Raw genomic sequence first — 17,344 nt, forward strand, 5'->3', positions numbered from 1 at the left:
GCGGCACCTCGTTCTCGAGCCTGTCCTCGATGCAGAGCACCACGACGGCGAAGAACTCGGTCTCGGCCGGCCTGAATGCCTTCGCGGCGGGCGTCGCCTACCCCTCGTCGCCGATGACGCAGTACGCCACGCAGGACCTGCGCCTGAAGCCGGGCTCGGCGCCCGAGAACAAGGCGGTGCGCATCCCCAACGTCAACGACGGCTACAGCGGCACTGCGCCGGACATCGGCGCCCACGAGGTCGGCGCGGCGCTGCCGGTCTACGGCCCGCGCTGAGCCCGCGCCCTGCCGCCGCGCCCGCGGCGGCTTCCCCGCGCCTTGCAGGCCGGACCCGGGCTCTCCGCCCGGGCCCGGTCCTTTTCTTCTCCGGCCCCCTTTCGGACGTGAATCATTTCACGGCCCTGCGAATATCGTGAATTAGTTCCACCGGTCCTATTTCACATATTGCCGCCACCCCCTCCAAAACTGGTCCGAATCCGGGCCGGGATTATTTCTCGCTTTGCAGACCGCATTCCCGTTGGTTGTAACCCGACGTGATTCCGCCTTATAGGGCGGCGCCCCGATTTCATTTCATCTGCTTACGGTCGGCCCCTTCCCCCCCACAGAATTCGCTCACTCGCCAACCGGCCTGCCAGTCAAGCCGGTTTGTTTTGCGGTCAGCGGGACGAAGAAGTACCCGGGGCCCATCAACCATTAAAAGTCGTTGGACCATCAGATGTCTTTCAAATTCAATTCGTCCCGTCGCCAGTCTGTTTCCTTCACCCTGACCGCCTGCGCCCTGGCTGCGGCGCTCGCCGGTTGCGGCGGCGGCCAGGATTCGATGGCCGGTAATCAGAATGCCACGCTGGCCCAGGCCGGCATTGAATCCGGCAACGAGAACCAGCAAACCGTCTCCTATTCCAGCGAGACGGCCGAATCGGGCAACGTGAATTACGACCCGGAGCTCGCCGGCCTGCAGCCCTCCGCCAACAGCGGCGTCGAGATCTCCGGCGATGCCGCCGTCGATCCGGCCGAACTCGCGGCCGAAGGCGGTGCCGAGCAGGCAGCGGGTGCCGAGCGCGAATCGATCAAGTCGGTGAGCACCGGCGCGAGCGCCACCACCCCGGGCAACGTGAGCGTGCCCTACCCGACGATCAACAACCTGAGCGTGCAGTGGGCGATCAGCGGCGACGCGAACCTCAACGGGGTCGTGAGCGTGCGCTACCGCCCGAGCGGCACCAGCACCTGGTACACCGGCATGGCGCTGCGCCGCGTCGCCGACGGCAGCAGCAACGACGGCAGCTTCTCGTGGACCAACCGCCACTCGGGCAGCATCATGGGCCTGAAGGCCAACACGTCCTACGACATCGAGCTGACGCTGAAGGACCCGGACGGCGGCAGCACCGTGCGCACCGTCACCGCCCGCACCCGCGCCGTGCCCGCGCCGATGGCCAACGCGCCGGTCAAGAACGTCACGCCGTCGAACTTCGCCAGCGTCGCCGCTGCCGCCCAGCCGGGTGACATCCTGCAGCTCGCCGCCGGTACCTACAGCGGCTTCAGCTTTGGCAAGAACGGCGTGGCCGGCAAGCCGATCGTGATCCGCTCCAGCGGCGGCGCGGTGATCAACGGCAACATCGACGTGACCGGCCGCGAGTACGTGCACCTGCACGGCCTGACGATCAACGGCCGCGTGCGCTTCAACAACTCGAAGCACCTGTCGATCACCCGCAACACCGTCAAGATCACCAGCGACATCGACGGCATCACCAGCCGCCTGCGCTCGGAAGGCGCCTACATCGCCGACAACATCGTCACCGGCCCGACGCCGTGGGCGACCGGCTCGCTGGGCGTATACGGCAACAACGGCGGCGAAGGCATCGTCGTCAACGGCCCCGGCCACGTGATCCAGAACAACCGCGTCAAGGGCTTCCGCGACAACATCTCGATGATGGAGGCCAGCGAGGCGGTGGACCAGTACAGCATCGACATCATCAACAACGACCTGGAGGTCGGTGCGGACGATGCGATCGAGGCGGACTACTGCTTCCACAACTGCCGCGTGATCGGCAACCGCATCCGCAACTCCTTCGACGGCATCTCGGCGCAGCCGACGCTGGGCGGGCCGGCCTACTTCATCCGCAACGTCATGTACAACGTCACGTACATGCCGTTCAAGCTGAACAACGGCAGCAACGGCAACGTGATCCTGCACAACACGGTGGTGAAGAACGGCGATGCGTTCGGCGTCTACTCGAGCGTGGCGATCAAGAACATCCTGATGCGCAACAACCTCTTCATCGGCGGCCCAAGCGCGGGCAGCTTCGGCGGCTACAGCACCGGCAGCGGTCGCGTGATGTCGATCCAGGCGCTCGAGTCCAAGAGCTTCAACATGAACCACGACGCGCTCGGCTCGACCAGCGGCAGCTTCAACGCGCGACTCGGCGGCAACTCGTTCTCCAGCCTGTCGTCGCTGCAGGGCGGCACCACGGCCAAGAACACGATCTCGATCGGCCTCAACGCCTTCGCCGCGAGCGTCGCCTACCCGTCGGCGCCGATGACCCAGTACGCGATGCCGGACCTGCGCCTGAAGGCGGGCGCGGCCGCCGAGAACAAGGCGATCCGCATCCCGAACGTCAACGACAGCTTCACGGGCACCGCGCCGGACATGGGCGCCTTCGAGGTCGGCGCCGCGATGCCGGTCTACGGTCCGCGCTAAGCCGCAACGCCGCCGCGCCCGCGGCGGCCCCTCTCCAAGCCGGAGCCCGCGCCCCCCGCGCGGCCTCCGGCTTTTCTGCATCTGGCGTGTGCCCCCGGTGCACCCTGGCCTCTTCAGAACCAGCAGTCATCACCCGGGAAGTGGTGATATCTCCTGCATATATGTAAGCGCGGGTCAGGCAGGCTGCGGGATTTCCCGGGAGGGGCCTTCATTTGCTTACCGCGTCCCCGACTCGCCCGAAAGAATGCGCCGCTCTGCGCCGGCCCCCTGCGGGGCCGTGCGCCGCCGTGCGAGCGCTGCGCGGCTTTCGACGACGAACAGGATCATTTGATGAGCTTTTCGAGGGGAAATCGCGCACCGTCGCGGCCGGCGGCCGCTTCGCTTCCGATCGCCGCGCTGGCGCTGTCGGGCCTTCTCGCGGCCTGCGGCGGCGGGGGGGATACAAACGCTGACATGGAGCAGCTTCATTCCGGGCCGCCTGCGAGCGGGGATGCGGGCGGCGAGGCCGCGTTCGACCCGGAGCTCGCCGGCCTCGCGCCGTCCGCCGAGCGCCCTGCCGCGCGCGAACGCGCGGCCGCTGCCGGCGGCGACGCGAGCCGGGCGGGCGAGGTGACGCTGCCGCACCCGACGCTCGAGCACCTGAGCATCGAATGGGCGGTGGCGGGCGATGCCGACCTCGACGGCGTCGTCGCGGTGCGCTTCCGCCCCGCCGGCAGCGGGAGCTGGCGGCAGGGCATGGCGCTGCGCCGCGTGCCGGCGGGCAGCAACGCCGGCTTCGCCTGGGAGGGGCGCCATTCCGGCAGCCTGTTCGGGCTGGAGCCCGGCACGCGCTACGAGATCGAGCTGACGCTGCACGACCCGGACGGCGGCTCCGCGGTGCGCACCGTCGAGGCCCGCACGCGCGCGCTGCCGGCGCCGATGCGCGGCGCGCCGGTGCGCACGGTCTCGCCGTCGAACCTCGCCGCGGCGCTCGCCGCCGCGCAGCCGGGCGATATCCTCGAGCTCGGCGCCGGCCGCTACCCGGGCTTCGTCATCGCGCGCAGCGGCAGCGCCGGCCGCCCGCTCGTGATCCGCTCGCGCGCCGGCGCAGTGATCGACGGCGACATCGAGATGCACGGCCGGGAGCACGTGCACCTGAGCGGGCTGACGGTGCACGGCCGCCTGCGCCTCAACGCCACGCGCCACGTCGCCGTCACGCACAACACCGTACACGCCCGCGAGGACGGCATCGTGCAGACGCTGCGCTCCGAGGACAGCTACATCGCCGACAACCTCGTGCTCGGCGGCACGCCCTGGGCCGAGTCCTCGTTCGGCGTCAACGGCGACAACGTCGGTCGCTACGGCATCCGCGTCACCGGCCCCGGCCACGTGATCCAGCGCAACCGCGTCAGCGGCTTCCGCGACGACATCGGCTTCATGAGCGGCAGCGAGGCCGTGGACCAGTTCAGCATCGACGTGCTGGACAACGACCTGCGCAACGCCGCCGACGACGCGGTGGAAGCCGACTACTGCCGGCACAACTGCCGCATCGTCGGCAACCGCGTCACCAACGCCTTCGCCGGCATGTCGGCCCAGCCGAGCCTGGGCGGCCCCACCTACTTCGTGCGCAACGCGATGTACAACATCGTCTACACGCCCTTCAAGCTGCACAACGGCAGCACCGGCGACGTGATCCTGCACAACACGGTGGTCAAGAGCGGCGACGCGCTCGGCATCTACTCCGGCACGCCGATCCGCCACGCGGTGTTCCGCAACAACCTCTTTATCGGCGGCCCCGGCGGGCGCCATGCCGGCTACCACAGCGGCCCGGGCGAGGTGCTGTCGATCAGCCGGCTCGAGCTCGACAGCGTGCGCATGGAGCACAACGCCTACGGCTCGGTCAGCGGCGAGTTCCGCGGCCAGATCGGCTGGGAGGCCTTCTCCAGCGTCGCGGCGCTGCACGACACGCTCAAGGACCGCAAGACCGTCAGGGTCGGGCTCGACGGCTTCGCCGCGCCGGTGGCCTACCCCGAGGACCCGGTGCGCGAGCACGCGCCGCCGGACCTGCGCCTCGCGCCGCGCTCGCCGGCGCGCGACGCCGCGGTGCGCATCCCCAACGTCAACGACGGCCACGAGGGCCGCGCGCCGGACATCGGCGCCTTCGAGGCCGGTGCGCCGCTGCCGGCCTGGGGGCCGCGCGGCCGGGGGCGCTGAAAGCGAGCGCCGCGCCCGCGTCCCGGGCTCGGGGGGAAAGCGTCCGCAGCGCGCCCGAAGCGGCGCCGCCCGCGCCTACCATGGACCGTCCCCGACTCCGCCTCGCCGCCGCCCGCCATGCCGCGTCACGCCCGCCCCGCCCCCGCGTCCCCTGCGGCCTCGCGCGCCGCCTTCTCGCCGCGCACGGCCGCGCGCCGCGCCGTGCCGCGGCTGCTCGCGGCGCTGCTCGCGCTCGGCGCGCTGCAGGCCGTGCCGGCCCACGAGAAGGAGGGACGCGGCCGGCGCGGCGCCGCGGCCGATGCGAGCGTGCCCGGCGAGCTCTCGCTGCCCCACCCGACGCTGCACCACCTCAGCGTGGTGTGGGCCGTGGACGGGGACGCCAACGGCGACGGCGTCGTCGGCGTGCGCTACCGCCCGCTCGGCAGCCGCGCCTGGCGCACCGGCATGGACCTGCTGCGCGTGCCCGAAGGGGGCCTGCCCGAGGCGGGCTTCCGCTGGAGCGCGCGCCACGCCGGCAGCATCCTCGACCTGCAGCCCGACACCGCCTACGAGGTCGAGCTCAGCCTGAAGGACCCGGACGGCGGCTCGACGGTGCGCACCGTCACCGCCCGCACCCGCGCGGTGCCCGCGCCGATGCCGGGCGCACCGGTGCGCCGGGTGGACCCCGAGGGCTTCGCGGCCGCGGCGGCGCGCGCGCGGCCCGGCGAGGTGCTGCAACTCGAGCCCGGCACCTATCCCGGCTTCGCGTTCCCGCGCGACGGCGCGCCGGGCCGCCCGATCGTGATCCGCGCCGACGGCCGCGTGCTGATCGACGGCGACATCGACCTGAGCGGGCGCCGCCACCTCATCGTGCAGGGGCTGAAGGTCGAGGGCTCGATCCGCTTCAACCGCTCGGCCGACATCGCGATCGTGCGCAACACCATCCGCACCAAGCGCGACGGCATCCACTCGCGGCTGCGCTCGGAGAACGCCTACATCGCCGACAATACCGTCATCGGCCCCACCGAGTGGGCCGAGTCCGCGCTCGGCGTCGACGGCAGGAACCGCGGCGAGGGCATCCAGCTCACCGGCCCCGGCCACGTCGTGATGCACAACCGCGTCAAGGGCTTCCGCGACGGCATCTCGCTGATGGAGGGCGGCGAGGCGGTGGACCAGTACAGCATCGACATCCTCAACAACGACGTGAGCGTCGGGGCCGACGACGGCATCGAGGCCGACTTCTGCTTCCACAACTGCCGCGTGATGAGGAACCGCATCGCCAACTCCTTCATCGGCATCTCCTCGCAGCCGAGCCTGGGCGGGCCGACCTACTTCGTGCGCAACGTCATGTACAACGTGCTGCTCACGCCCTTCAAGCTGCACAACGGCAGCGTCGGCAACGTGATCCTGCACAACACGGTGGTGAAGAACGGCGACGCCTTCGGCGTCTACAGCAGCGTGCCCTTCGGGCAGACGCTAATGCGCAACAACCTCTTCATCGGCGGCCCCGGCGCGGGCAGCTTCGGCGGCTACAGCACCGGCAGCGGCCGCGCCATCTCGATGCAGGCGCTCGACGCCAGGACCGTCAGCATGGACTACGACGCCTTCGGCTCGATCGGCGGCGAGTTCAGCGCGCGGCTCAACGGCACCTCCTTCTCCAGCCTCGACGCGCTGCGCAGCGGCACGACGCAGAAGCGCGCGATCCGCATCGGCCTCGACAGCTTCGCCGCCGAGGTGGCCTACCCGGCCGAGCCGATGACGGAGTACGCCGTCCCCGACCTGCGCCTCGGGCGCGGCTCGCCGGCGGTGGACAGCGCCGTGCCGATCGCCAACATCAACGACGACTTCTCCGGCAAGGCGCCGGACCGCGGCGCCTACGAACTCGGCGCGCCGCTGCCGGTCTACGGTCCGCGGCCCTGAACCGGCGCGGCCCCCGCCCCGGCGCCGCGCCCGCGCGGGCCTCCCATTTGCTTCCCTCCCCGGGACAACAGCCGCCGCACGCTCCCTCCCCTCTTCCGCCGTGACGCGGCGCCGGGGGCGACGGCATCCGGCCGGACCCGCAAGCCGGGGCGCGATCCCCGGGCGCCGGGGCCGCGGCCGGGCGCGACCGCCGGCGGGCGGCGGCGTGCCAACAAGGAGGATTGCCTTGGATTTCGCCTATCCCCGCCCGCAACTCGTGCGCCCGCACTGGGTCTCGCTCAACGGCCCGTGGAAGTTTTGCTACGACGACACGCAGTCTTACCGGCGCCCGTCCGACGTCGCCGACTGGCCGCGGCAGATCGTCGTTCCCTACCCGCCCGAGTCCGAGGCCAGCGGCATCGGCGACCGGGGCTTCCACAAGAACTGCTGGTACCAGCGCGAGTTCGACATCCAGCCCGAGGGCGGGCGCATCCTGCTGCGCTTCGGCGCAGTCGACTACCGCGCCCGCGTCTGGGTCAACGACAAGCTCGTCGCCACGCACGAGGGCGGCCACACGCCCTTCTTCGCCGACATCACCGACGCGCTCGACCCCTCGGGCCGCCAGGTCGTCACCGTCCACGCCGAGGACGACCCGCACGAGCTGACCAAGCCGCGCGGCAAGCAGGACTGGCAGCTCGAGCCGCACTCGCTGTGGTATCCGCGCACCACCGGCATCTGGCAGACGGTGTGGCTCGAGCGCGTCGCCTGCACCTACGTCGAGAAGATCCGCTGGACGCCGCACGTGCACGGCTTCGCGATCACCTTCGAGGCGCGCGTGGTGGGCGACCCGGCCGAGGACCTGTCGATCGAGGTCTCGCTGCGCCACGGCGACCGCCTGCTCGCGCGCGACACCTATGCTGTGATCGACGGCGAGGTGGACCGCTCGATCGCGCTGTCCGACCCCGGCATCGACGACTTCCGCAACGAGCTGCTGTGGAGCCCGGAGCGCCCGACGCTGCTCGACGCCGAGATCGTGCTGCGCTCGGGCGACAAGGTGCTCGACCGCTTCACGTCCTACACCGCGCTGCGCTCGGTCAGCATCCTGCGCGACCGCTTCATGCTCAACGGCCGCCCCTACGTGCTGCGCATGGTGCTCGACCAGGGCTACTGGCCCGACACGCTGCTGACCGCGCCGAACGACGAGGCGCTCAAGCGCGACGTCGAGCTCGCCAAGGCGATGGGCTTCAACGGCGTGCGCAAGCACCAGAAGGTCGAGGACCCGCGCTACCTGTACTGGGCCGACCGCCTGGGGCTGCTGGTGTGGGGCGAGATGCCCTCGGCCTACCGCTTCACGCGCTCGACGATCCGGCGCACGATCCGCGAGTGGACCGAGGTGCTCGAGCGCGACTACAGCCATCCCTGCGTGATCGTCTGGGTGCCGTTCAACGAGAGCTGGGGCGTGCCCGAGCTCACCTCGGTGCGCGAGCAGCGCCACGCGGTGGAGGCGCTCTACCACCTGACCAAGACGATCGACGCGACGCGCCCGGTGATCGGCAACGACGGCTGGGAGAGCAGCGCCACCGACATCATCGGCATCCACGACTACGACGCCAACGTCGAGCACCTGCGCCAGCGCTACGGCACCGAGGTGGCCCCGCAGCAGCTCTTCGACCGGCGCCGCCCGGGCGGGCGCGTGCTCACGCTGGACGGCTACCCGCACCGCGGCCAGCCGATCATGCTCACCGAGTTCGGCGGCATCGCCTACGTGAAGCTGCCGCCGCCGGGCGTCAAGCAGACCTGGGGCTACACGGTGGCCAGGAGCGACGAGGAGTTCTCCGCGCTGTTCCACCAGCTGCTCGAGACGGTGAACCACGTCGCGATGTTCAGCGGCTTCTGCTACACGCAGTTCGCCGACACCTTCCAGGAGGCCAACGGGCTGCTGTGCGCCGACCGCACGCCGAAGCTGCCGCTCGAGGACATCCGCCGCGCGACGACGATCTCGCGCACCTACATCCCCGGGGGCGTCTGAGATGCACAAGCTCCAGCTCACCAAGCCCGACGGGCGCCGCCTCACCCTCTACAGCCAGCGCCCGCTCGACGCCGGCCTCGTCGCGCCCAGCCCCTTCAGCGACCCGCTTTCCGGCAGCTCGCACCTGCGCTGGCACCCGCTGCGCGGCGAGTGGGTCGCCTACGCGGCGCACCGCCAGAACCGCACCTTCCTGCCGCCGCCCGAGTACAACCCGCTCGCGCCCACCACCGACCCGGCCAACCCGACCGAGGTGCCCGCGGGCGACTGGGACGTGGCGGTGTTCGACAACCGCTTCCCGACGCTGAGCCAGGCGGCGCAGGACGCGCCGCACCTGCTGGTGCCGACCGCGCCGGGGCGCGGGCACTGCGAGGTGGTGGTCTTCACGCAGGACCCGAAGTCCTCGCTCGCGGCGCTGCCGCTGTCGCACGTCGAGCTGCTGCTGCGCGTGTGGGGCGACCGCACCCGGGAGCTCGGCTCGATCGAGGGCATCGACTACGTGCTGCCCTTCGAGAACCGCGGCCAGGAGGTGGGCGTGACGCTGCACCACCCGCACGGCCAGATCTACGCCTACCCCGAGGTGCCGCCGGTGCCGGCGCGCATGCAGATGCAGGCCGAGGTGCATTACGAGGAGCATGGCTGCACGCCGCTCGAGACGATGATCAAGGGCGAGCTCGCGGAAGGCACGCGCATGCTCTACGAGGGCGAGCATGCGGTGGCGTTCGTGCCGGCCTGCGCGCGCTACCCCTACGAGGTCTGGGTGGCGCCGCGCACGGCGGTGCCGACCTTCTGCGAGCTCACGCCCGAGCTGCGCACCGACCTCGCGCGCGCGCTCAAGACCGTGCTGCTGAAGTACGAGGGCCTGTGGCAGCGCCCCTTCCCCTACCTGATGGCCTGGTACCAGGCGCCGACCGACGGGCAGGATCACCCCGAGAGCCACCTGCACGCCGAGTTCTACCCGCCCTACCGCACGCGCGAGCGGCTGAAGTACCTCGCCGGCACCGAGCTCGCCGCCGGCTGGTTCGCGATGGATGCGCTGCCCGAGGACAAGGCGGCCGAGCTGCAGCAGGTCCACGTGACGCTGGAGTGACGCGATGAAGAGCTTCGAAGACGTTTTCGGCCGCGCCCCGGACCTCACCGCCGAGGCGCCCGGCCGCGTGAACCTGCTCGGCGAGCACACCGACTACAACGACGGCTTCGTGCTGCCGACCGCGATCCCGCAGCGGACGCGCGTGAGCCTCGCGCGCAGCGCGCAGCCGCACAGCACCGTCTACGCGCAGGAGCTCGACGAGGTGTCGCGCTTCACGCTCGACGCGCCGCCGCCCGAGCAGTTCGCGCGCTACGTGTGGGGCTGCCTGAAAGTGCTGCAGGCGCGCGGCGTCGAGCCTCCGCCGCTCGAGCTGCACGTCGCCTCCGACGTGCCGATGGGCGTCGGGCTGTCGTCGAGCGCGTCGCTGGAGGTCGCGGTGCTGCGCGCGGTGCGCGCGCTGCTCGGCGCGGCGGTGGACGACGTGGAGATCGCGCAGCTCGCGCAGCGCGCCGAGATCGAGCACGCGGGCGTGCACTGCGGCATCATGGACCAGATGGCCTCGAGCCTCGCCGACACGAGCCGCGCGCTGTTCCTCGACACGCGCAGCCTCGAGCGCCGCCTCGTCGAGCTGCCCACCGGATGCGCGGTGCTGGTGCTCGACTCGGGCATCACGAGGTCGCTCGCCGGCAGCAAGTACAACGAGCGGCGCTCGGAGTGCGAGCAGGCCGCCCGCGCGCTCGGCGTCGCGTCGCTGCGCGACGTCGGCGACGCCGCCGCGGTCGAGGGCCTGCCCGAGCCGCTGCGCCGCCGCGCGCGCCATGTCGTCACCGAGAACGCGCGCGTGCTGCGCGCGATCGAGGGCGTGTCGGCCGAGGAGTTCGGGCGGCTGATGAACGACTCGCACGCCAGCCTGCGCGACGACTACGAGGTGTCGATCCCGCCGCTCGACGAGCTGGTGCGGCTGCTGCAGCAGCAGCCGGGCGTGCACGGCGCGCGGCTGACCGGCGCGGGCTTCGGCGGCGCTTGCGTCGCGTTGTGCGACGCGGCCCGCATCGACACGGTCGCGCCCCCGGTGCTCGAGGCCTACGCGCGCGCCGGCCAGCGCGGGCGCGTGCTGGTGGGCGGCGTAGGAGGCGGGCAGCGATGAGCGCGACGACGATCACCGCCCTCCCCTTCGGCTGTGCCGGCGACGGCCATCCGGTCCAGCTCTACACCCTCGACGACGGCGCCGGGCTGCGCGCGCAGGTGAGCGACTACGGCGCCACCGTCGTGTCGCTGCATGCGCCGGACCGGGAGGGCCGCGCCGGCGAGGTCTTGCTCGGCTTCGACGCGCTCGACGGCTACCTGGCGCCGGAGCAGCCCTACCTCGGCGCCGTGATCGGCCGCTACGCCAACCGCATCGCCGCGGGCCGCTTCACGCTCGAGGGCCGGCTGCACCAGCTCGCGCGCAACCACCACGGCCAGCACCTGCACGGCGGGCTGCGCGGTTTCGACAAGGTGGTGTGGGAGTCGGCGGTGCGCCAGGGCGCGGCGGGGCCGGAGCTGGTGCTGAGCCTCGCGAGCCCCGACGGCGACGAGGGCTACCCGGGCCGGCTCGAGGTGGAGGTCGTCTACGCGCTCGCGCACGGCCGCGAGCTGCGGCTCGACTACCGCGCGCGCTGCGACGCGCCGACGGTGCTGAACCTCACCAACCACATGTACTTCAACCTCGCCGGCACCGGCAGCGTGCTCGACCACGAGCTGCAGATCCACGCCCAGCACTTCACGCCGGTGGACGCCGCGCTGATCCCGACCGGCGAGCTGCGCAGCGTGGACTGCACGCCGATGGACTTCCGCCAGCCGCAGCGCATCGGCGCGCGGCTGCAGCCGCCCGACGAGCAGCTGCGCCATGCCGGCGGCTACGACCACAACTGGGTGCTCGACGGCGCCGCCGGCACGCTGCGCAGCGTCGCGCACCTGCGCGATCCGGCCAGCGGCCGCACGATGGAGGTGCTGACGACGCAGCCCGGCATGCAGTTCTACAGCGGCAACTTCCTCGACGGCACGCTGCCCGGGCGCGACGGGGTGCGCTACGAGCGCCATGCCGGCCTGTGCCTGGAGACACAGCACTTCCCCGACAGCCCGAACCAGCCGCAGTTCCCGTCGACGCGGCTCGACCCCGGCGACGAGTACCGGCACACCACGGTCTACCGCTTCGGCAGCGACGCGGGCGGCGGCTGAGCGGCCCGCAGACAGGGGCGGAGCCGGGGCGGGGTCAGGCGGCGCGCAGCCGGTACGCCGCGACGCAGCGCTCGAGCGCGTCTCGGTGGGCGCGCTGCAGCTGCATCAGCAGCGCGTGGCTGACGGCGTCCTCGCGCAGCTGGCCCGTGAAGCGTTCCCTCACGTCGCGCTGCATGCGCAGCAGCAGCTGAGCGGTGGTCTCGGCGTCGGCCAGCGCCCGGTGCGCGCGCCCGGCGTCGGGCAGCGCGTGCACTCGCGCGAGCGTGCCGAGCTTGTGGTCGGGCGCCTGCGGGTAGAGCCGGCGCGCCAGCAGCAGCGTGCAGGCGAAGTCGTGCGCCGGGTCCGGCTCGCAGCCGGCACGCGCGAGCTCGGCGCGCCAGAAGCCGCGGTCGAAGGCCGCGTTGTGCGCCACCAGCGGGCAGCCGCGCGTGAAGCGGGCCACCTCGCGCATCACCGCCTCGGCCGGCGGCGCGCCCTCGAGCATGCGGTTGCTGATGCCGGTGAGCTGCTCGATGAAGCGCGGGATCCGCACCCCGCTGTGCATCAGGCTCTGGAAGCGGTCGACGATGCGGCCGTCCCGCACCAGCACGGCGGCGATCTCGGTGGCGCGCGCGCCCTGCGCCGGCGTCATGCCGGTGGTCTCGAAGTCGATGACGGCGATGGTTTCCATGGCGCGGATTCTCTCTCCGGCCCGCCGTCCGCCCGCGGCGGCAGCGCATCGCGGCCGCGAAAAACTTTGCGTGCCGCGCAGGACGCCGCCGTGGCGGCTGACCTATGCTTGCCGCATCCCCCAAACGAGTGTTTCCCGTGGACCGGCATTTCCTCACCCCCCTGTTCTCCCCCCAGTCGATCGTCGTCTTCGCCGGGCCGAGCGGCGCCGCGGAGTCGCTGCCCGAGCCGACCCGGCTGCTGCTGCAGGAGCTGCAGGACCACGGCTTCGCCGGCCAGCTGAACTTTCTCGACATCGAGATGACCGGCACGCTCGCCGAGCTCGCGCACTCGCGCGCCGACCTCGCGATCATCGCGCTGCCGCCGGGCCAGATCGCCGCGGCGCTGGAGATCGCCGGGCGCATCCGCTGCCGCGCGGCGCTGGTGCTGTCCACCGGCGTGCCGGGCAACGACTGCGCCGAGCTGCTGGCGATCGCGCGCCGCTACGGCGTGCACCTGCTCGGCCCCAACAGCCTCGGCTTCCAGCGCCCACACCTGAAGCTCAACGCGAGCGTCGCCGGGCCGCTGGCGGCGCCCGGGCCGCTCGCGCTGGTGTCGCAGTCCGGCGCGCTCACCGCGTCCATCCTCGACTGGGCCGCGCGCAACGGCGTGGGCTTCTCGACCGTCGTCTCGCTCGGCTTCAACTCGGCGGTCGACCTGCCGCAGGTGCTCGACTTCCTCGCCAACGACCAGGGCACGCAGAGCATCCTCGTCTACATGGAGGGCATCCACCACGCGCGGCGCTTCATGAGCGCGCTGCGCGCCGCGGCCTACACCAAGCCGGTGGTGGTGATGAAGGGCGGCAGGAAGCCCGCGGGCTCCAAGGCGGCGCTGACGCACTCGGCGGCGATCGTCGGCTCCGACGAGGTCTTCGAGGCCGCCTTCCGCCGCGCCGGCGCGGTGCGCGTGCACTCCTTCTCGCAGCTGTTCTCGGCCGCCAAGTGCCTCACCTCGCGCTACCGCCCGGTGGGCAAGCGCCTGGCGCTGATCACCAACGGGGGCGGCCCCGGCGTGCTCGCGGCCGACTGGGCCAACGACCTGGGGCTGGAGGTGGCGCGCCTGTCCGACGCGGGACGCGCGGCGCTCGCGCCGCGGCTGCCGGCGCACGCGACGCTCGACGCGGTGATCGACATGGGCGAGGAGGCCGGCGCCGAGCACTACAGCGCGGCGCTGCTGGCCTGCGCGCAGGAGTCCCAGGTCGACGGCATGCTCGTGATCTACTCGCCCAAGCGCGGCAGCCAGCCCGAGGCGGTGGCCGGCGCGGTCGGCGAGGCCTCGCAGCGCGCCGGCAAGCTGGTGCTGACCTGCTGGATGGGCGACCGCAGCATGGGTGTCGCGCGCGAGACGCTCAACAAGGCGACGATCCCGAGCTTCCGCACGCCCGAGGCCGCGGTGGACGCCTTCAACAACATCGCCAGCTTCTACCAGAACCAGCAGCTGCTGCAGCAGACGCCGACGCCGCTGACCGAGATGAACCGGCCCGACACCGAGGGCGCGCGGCTGCTGATCGAGGGCGTGCTGACCGAGCGGCGCAAGGTGCTCACCGAGATGGAGTCCAAGGCGCTGCTCGCCGCCTTCCACATCCCGGTGACGCGCACCATGCTCGCGCGCAGCGCCAGCGAGGCGATGCTGATCGCGAGCCAGCTCGGCTATCCCGTCGCGCTCAAGATCGACTCGCCCGACATCAGCCACAAGTCCGACGTGCACGGCGTGGTGCTGAACCTCGTGAGCGCGACGCAGGTGCGCGACGCCTTCAACGACATGCGCGCCTCGGTGGCGCGCGCGATGCCGAGCGCGCGCATCAACGGCGTGACGATCCAGCCGATGTCGGGCAAGCGCCACGGCCGCGAGGTCTATGTCGGCCTCACCACCGACGACCCCTTCGGGCCGGTCATCACCTTCGGCGCCGGCGGCACGATGATCGAGCTGATCAACGACCGCGCGATGGAGCTGCCGCCGCTGAACCAGTTCCTCGCGCGGCGGCTGATCGAGCGCGCGCGCGTGGCCGAGTCGCTCGGCGAGTGGCGCGGGCTGCCCGAGGTGAACTGGGAGGCGCTCGAGCAGGTGCTGCTGCGCGTGTCGGAGATGGTGTGCGAGCTGCCGCACCTGCGGGAGATGGACCTCAACCCGATCATCGTCGACGAGCACGGCGCGGTGGCGGTGGACGCGCGCATCGTCGTCGACCACGCGCCGCCGTCGGCGCGCGACTACAACCACCTCGCGATCCTGCCCTACCCGACCAGCTACGAGCGCGAGTGGCCGATGCGCGGCGGCGACCTCTACACGATCCGCCCGATCCGCCCCGACGACGCCGACATGCTGCAGGCCTTCGTGCGCAGCATGTCGCAGGAGAGCCGCTACTTCCGCTTCGCCAGCGCGATGCAGGAGCTGCCGGCGCGCACGCTCGCGCGCTTCACGCTGATCGACTACGACCGCGAGATGGCGCTCGTCGCGGTGCACCGCGAGCGCCGCGCCGGCGCCGACGGCCAGATGGTCGGGCGCGAGCGCATCATCGGCGTGTCGCGCTACGTCACCAACCCCGACCAGACCACCTGCGAGTTCTCGCTCGCGGTCTCCGACGAGTTCAAGGGCCAGGGGCTCGGCTCGCGGCTGATGCTGTCGATCATGGAGTTCGCGCGCAGCAAGGGGCTGGTCGACATCGAGGGCCTGGTGCTCGCCAACAACGACAACATGCTGCGGCTGATGCGCAGCCTGGGCTTCTCGGTGCGCAGCTTCCCCGAGGACCCGGACTTCAAGCTGGTGGTCAAGGCGCTGTAGGCCGCGCGCGACCGGCCCGCCGCGTCCCCCTGCCCCGCGGGCGCGGCTCAGCCCTTGAGGGTGGACGAGCCGCTGCCGGGCAGCCCCGGCGGCGTCTGCACCGTCATCAGCAGCGACGCGTCCTCGAGCGCGCGCACCGCATGGATGTCCTGCGCCGGCAGCAGCACCAGCTCGCCCGCCGCCAGCTCCTGCTCGCCGGCTTCGGCCTTCACGCGCACGCGGCCCTCGATGCACAGCAGCGTCACCTCGCCGTAGACGCTGTGCGGCGGGAAGTCCTGCCCGGCGGGCAGCACGACGCGGATCAGCTCGAGCGCGTGTGTCTTGATCAGCGCATGCGAGCGGCTCTGCGCCAGCCGCTCGCCGAGCGGCCGCAGGTCGATCACTTCGCCCGGGCGGGCGTGGGGAATGGCCATGCCGTGTTCTCCTTCTCGATGCGACCCTGCCTGCAAACGGCACGCCCGCGCGGCGCGCCTCCCGCACGTCCCGGAGGGCCATCGGGGCGGGCGATAAAATCCCGGTTTTCCTGCGGCGCGCGCGCCCGGCCCCGCCTGCCGGTGCGCGGCACGGCGGCCGGGTTCCCATCCTGCCCCGGTGCGCGGTGCGCCGCAGCCCCCGATCCATCCCCCCGACCCCTTGCCGGCGTCGCGCTGCCGCCCGCACCGCGCCTTCCCGCGGCTTTCGAGATCCCGTCTATGACCTACAGCGTCAAGGAAATCTTCTACACCCTGCAGGGCGAGGGCACGCACGCGGGCCGCCCGGCGGTGTTCTGCCGCTTCGCCGGCTGCAACCTGTGGAGCGGCCGCGAGGAGGACCGCGCGAAGGCGGTCTGCCAGTTCTGCGACACCGACTTCGTCGGCACCGACGGCACGGGCGGCGGCAAGTTCGAGTCGGCCGAGGCGCTCGCCGACGCGGTCGAGCGCCAGTGGGCGCCGCAGGGCCGCGCGCGCCGCTTCGTCGTGCTCACCGGCGGCGAGCCGCTGCTGCAGGTCGACGCGGCGCTGACCGGCGCGCTGCACGCGCGCGGCTTCGAGATCGCGGTGGAGACCAACGGCACCGTCGCGCGCCCGCCCGGCATCGACTGGCTGTGCGTGAGCCCCAAGGCCGACAGCCCGCTGCTGCTGACCTCGGGCGACGAGTTGAAGCTCGTCTACCCGCAGCCGCTGGCGCCGCCCGAGCGCTTCGCGCGGCTGGACTTCGCCCACTTCCTGCTGCAGCCGAAGGACGACCTGCGCCAGGCCGAGAACACCGAGCGCGCCATCGAGTACTGCATGGCGCATCCGCAATGGAAACTGTCCGTGCAGACCCACAAGGTGCTGCGCATCCGCTGAAAGACCGCCCCTTCGCCATGCTGACGATCACCAAGCGCCTCGAGTTCGACTCCGGCCACCGCATCCCCGACCACAAGAGCCAGTGCCGCAACCTGCACGGCCACCGCTACGTGCTCGAGATCACGCTGCAGGGCGAGCCGGTGAACCGCCCCGGCGAGAGCGACCACGGCATGCTGATGGACTTCAGCGACGTCAAGCGCCTCGCCAAGGAGCACCTCGTCGACCCGTGGGACCACGCCTTCCTCGTCTACGAGGGCGACCTGGCGGTGCGCGAGCTGCTGGACAAGCTGCCCGGCCACAAGACGGTGGTGCTGCCGCGCATCCCGACCGCCGAGAACCTCGCCGCGATCGCCTTCGAGACGCTGCGACCGCTCTACGTCGAGCGCTTCGGCAACCACCTGAGGCTGCAGCGCGTGCGCCTCTACGAGACGCCGACCTGCTGGGCGGACTTCGAGGCGGACGCGGCCGCCTGAGGCCCGTCGCCCTTCC

12 protein-coding genes and 1 pseudogene are annotated in these 17,344 nt (G+C 71.8%); 11 read left to right on the forward strand and 2 right to left on the reverse strand.

From position 1 onward, the window contains the following. From D3A59_RS16905 to D3A59_RS16945, 8 genes and pseudogenes are all read left to right on the forward strand, one after another. Positions 1–275 (forward strand): annotated as a pseudogene (locus D3A59_RS16905) (right-handed parallel beta-helix repeat-containing protein); the annotation flags it as partial. 544 nt (positions 276–819) lie between these two features. Then, on the forward strand, positions 820–2,694 hold the full coding sequence (locus D3A59_RS16915) for a right-handed parallel beta-helix repeat-containing protein (RefSeq protein ID WP_205665218.1): 1,875 nt from the start codon (positions 820–822) through the stop codon (positions 2,692–2,694). A gap of 453 nt (positions 2,695–3,147) precedes the next feature. Further along, positions 3,148–4,887 carry a right-handed parallel beta-helix repeat-containing protein gene (locus tag D3A59_RS16920; RefSeq protein ID WP_205665219.1) on the forward strand — a complete coding sequence of 580 codons (1,740 nt, stop codon included), beginning with the start codon at positions 3,148–3,150 and terminating at the stop codon, positions 4,885–4,887. Between the two features lie 117 nt (positions 4,888–5,004). Continuing rightward, positions 5,005–6,786, forward strand: coding sequence for a right-handed parallel beta-helix repeat-containing protein (locus D3A59_RS16925; protein ID WP_119156374.1), 1,782 nt, complete (start codon positions 5,005–5,007; stop codon positions 6,784–6,786). A gap of 226 nt (positions 6,787–7,012) precedes the next feature. Next, entirely contained in the window at positions 7,013–8,794 is a 1,782-nt protein-coding gene (locus D3A59_RS16930) for a glycoside hydrolase family 2 protein (RefSeq protein ID WP_119156376.1), read from the forward strand. Between the two features lies 1 nt (position 8,795). Next, positions 8,796–9,881 (forward strand): galactose-1-phosphate uridylyltransferase, encoded by a 1,086-nt coding sequence (gene galT / locus D3A59_RS16935; protein ID WP_119156378.1) that lies wholly within the window; start codon positions 8,796–8,798, stop codon positions 9,879–9,881. Between the two features lie 4 nt (positions 9,882–9,885). Next, a complete protein-coding gene (gene galK, locus D3A59_RS16940) occupies positions 9,886–10,968 on the forward strand; it encodes a galactokinase (RefSeq protein ID WP_119156380.1) in 1,083 nt (360 codons plus the stop codon). Beyond that, positions 10,965–12,041, forward strand: coding sequence for an aldose epimerase family protein (locus tag D3A59_RS16945; RefSeq protein WP_119156381.1), 1,077 nt, complete (start codon positions 10,965–10,967; stop codon positions 12,039–12,041). Before galK ends, D3A59_RS16945 begins: the two co-directional genes overlap by 4 nt. Positions 12,042–12,075: 34 nt before the next feature. Here D3A59_RS16945 and D3A59_RS16950 read toward each other — a convergent pair whose 3' ends face one another. Further along, positions 12,076–12,711, reverse strand: a complete 636-nt coding sequence (locus tag D3A59_RS16950) for a 3'-5' exonuclease (protein WP_119156383.1) — start codon at positions 12,709–12,711, stop codon at positions 12,076–12,078. A gap of 137 nt (positions 12,712–12,848) precedes the next feature. Between D3A59_RS16950 and D3A59_RS16955 the strand changes: the two genes are divergently transcribed. Then, entirely contained in the window at positions 12,849–15,527 is a 2,679-nt protein-coding gene (locus D3A59_RS16955; RefSeq protein ID WP_119156385.1) for a bifunctional acetate--CoA ligase family protein/GNAT family N-acetyltransferase, read from the forward strand. 47 nt (positions 15,528–15,574) lie between these two features. Here D3A59_RS16955 and D3A59_RS16960 read toward each other — a convergent pair whose 3' ends face one another. Next, entirely contained in the window at positions 15,575–15,940 is a 366-nt protein-coding gene (locus D3A59_RS16960; RefSeq protein WP_119156386.1) for a cupin domain-containing protein, read from the reverse strand. Positions 15,941–16,219: 279 nt separating this feature from the next. Between D3A59_RS16960 and queE the strand changes: the two genes are divergently transcribed. Beyond that, positions 16,220–16,855 carry a 7-carboxy-7-deazaguanine synthase gene (queE, locus tag D3A59_RS16965; protein WP_119156388.1) on the forward strand — a complete coding sequence of 212 codons (636 nt, stop codon included), beginning with the start codon at positions 16,220–16,222 and terminating at the stop codon, positions 16,853–16,855. A gap of 17 nt (positions 16,856–16,872) precedes the next feature. Continuing rightward, on the forward strand, positions 16,873–17,328 hold the full coding sequence (queD, locus tag D3A59_RS16970) for a 6-carboxytetrahydropterin synthase QueD (RefSeq protein ID WP_119156390.1): 456 nt from the start codon (positions 16,873–16,875) through the stop codon (positions 17,326–17,328). Positions 17,329–17,344 lie beyond the last annotated feature (16 nt).

Source organism: Caldimonas tepidiphila (assembly GCF_003569765.1).
GTDB lineage: Bacteria > Pseudomonadota > Gammaproteobacteria > Burkholderiales > Burkholderiaceae_C > Caldimonas > Caldimonas tepidiphila.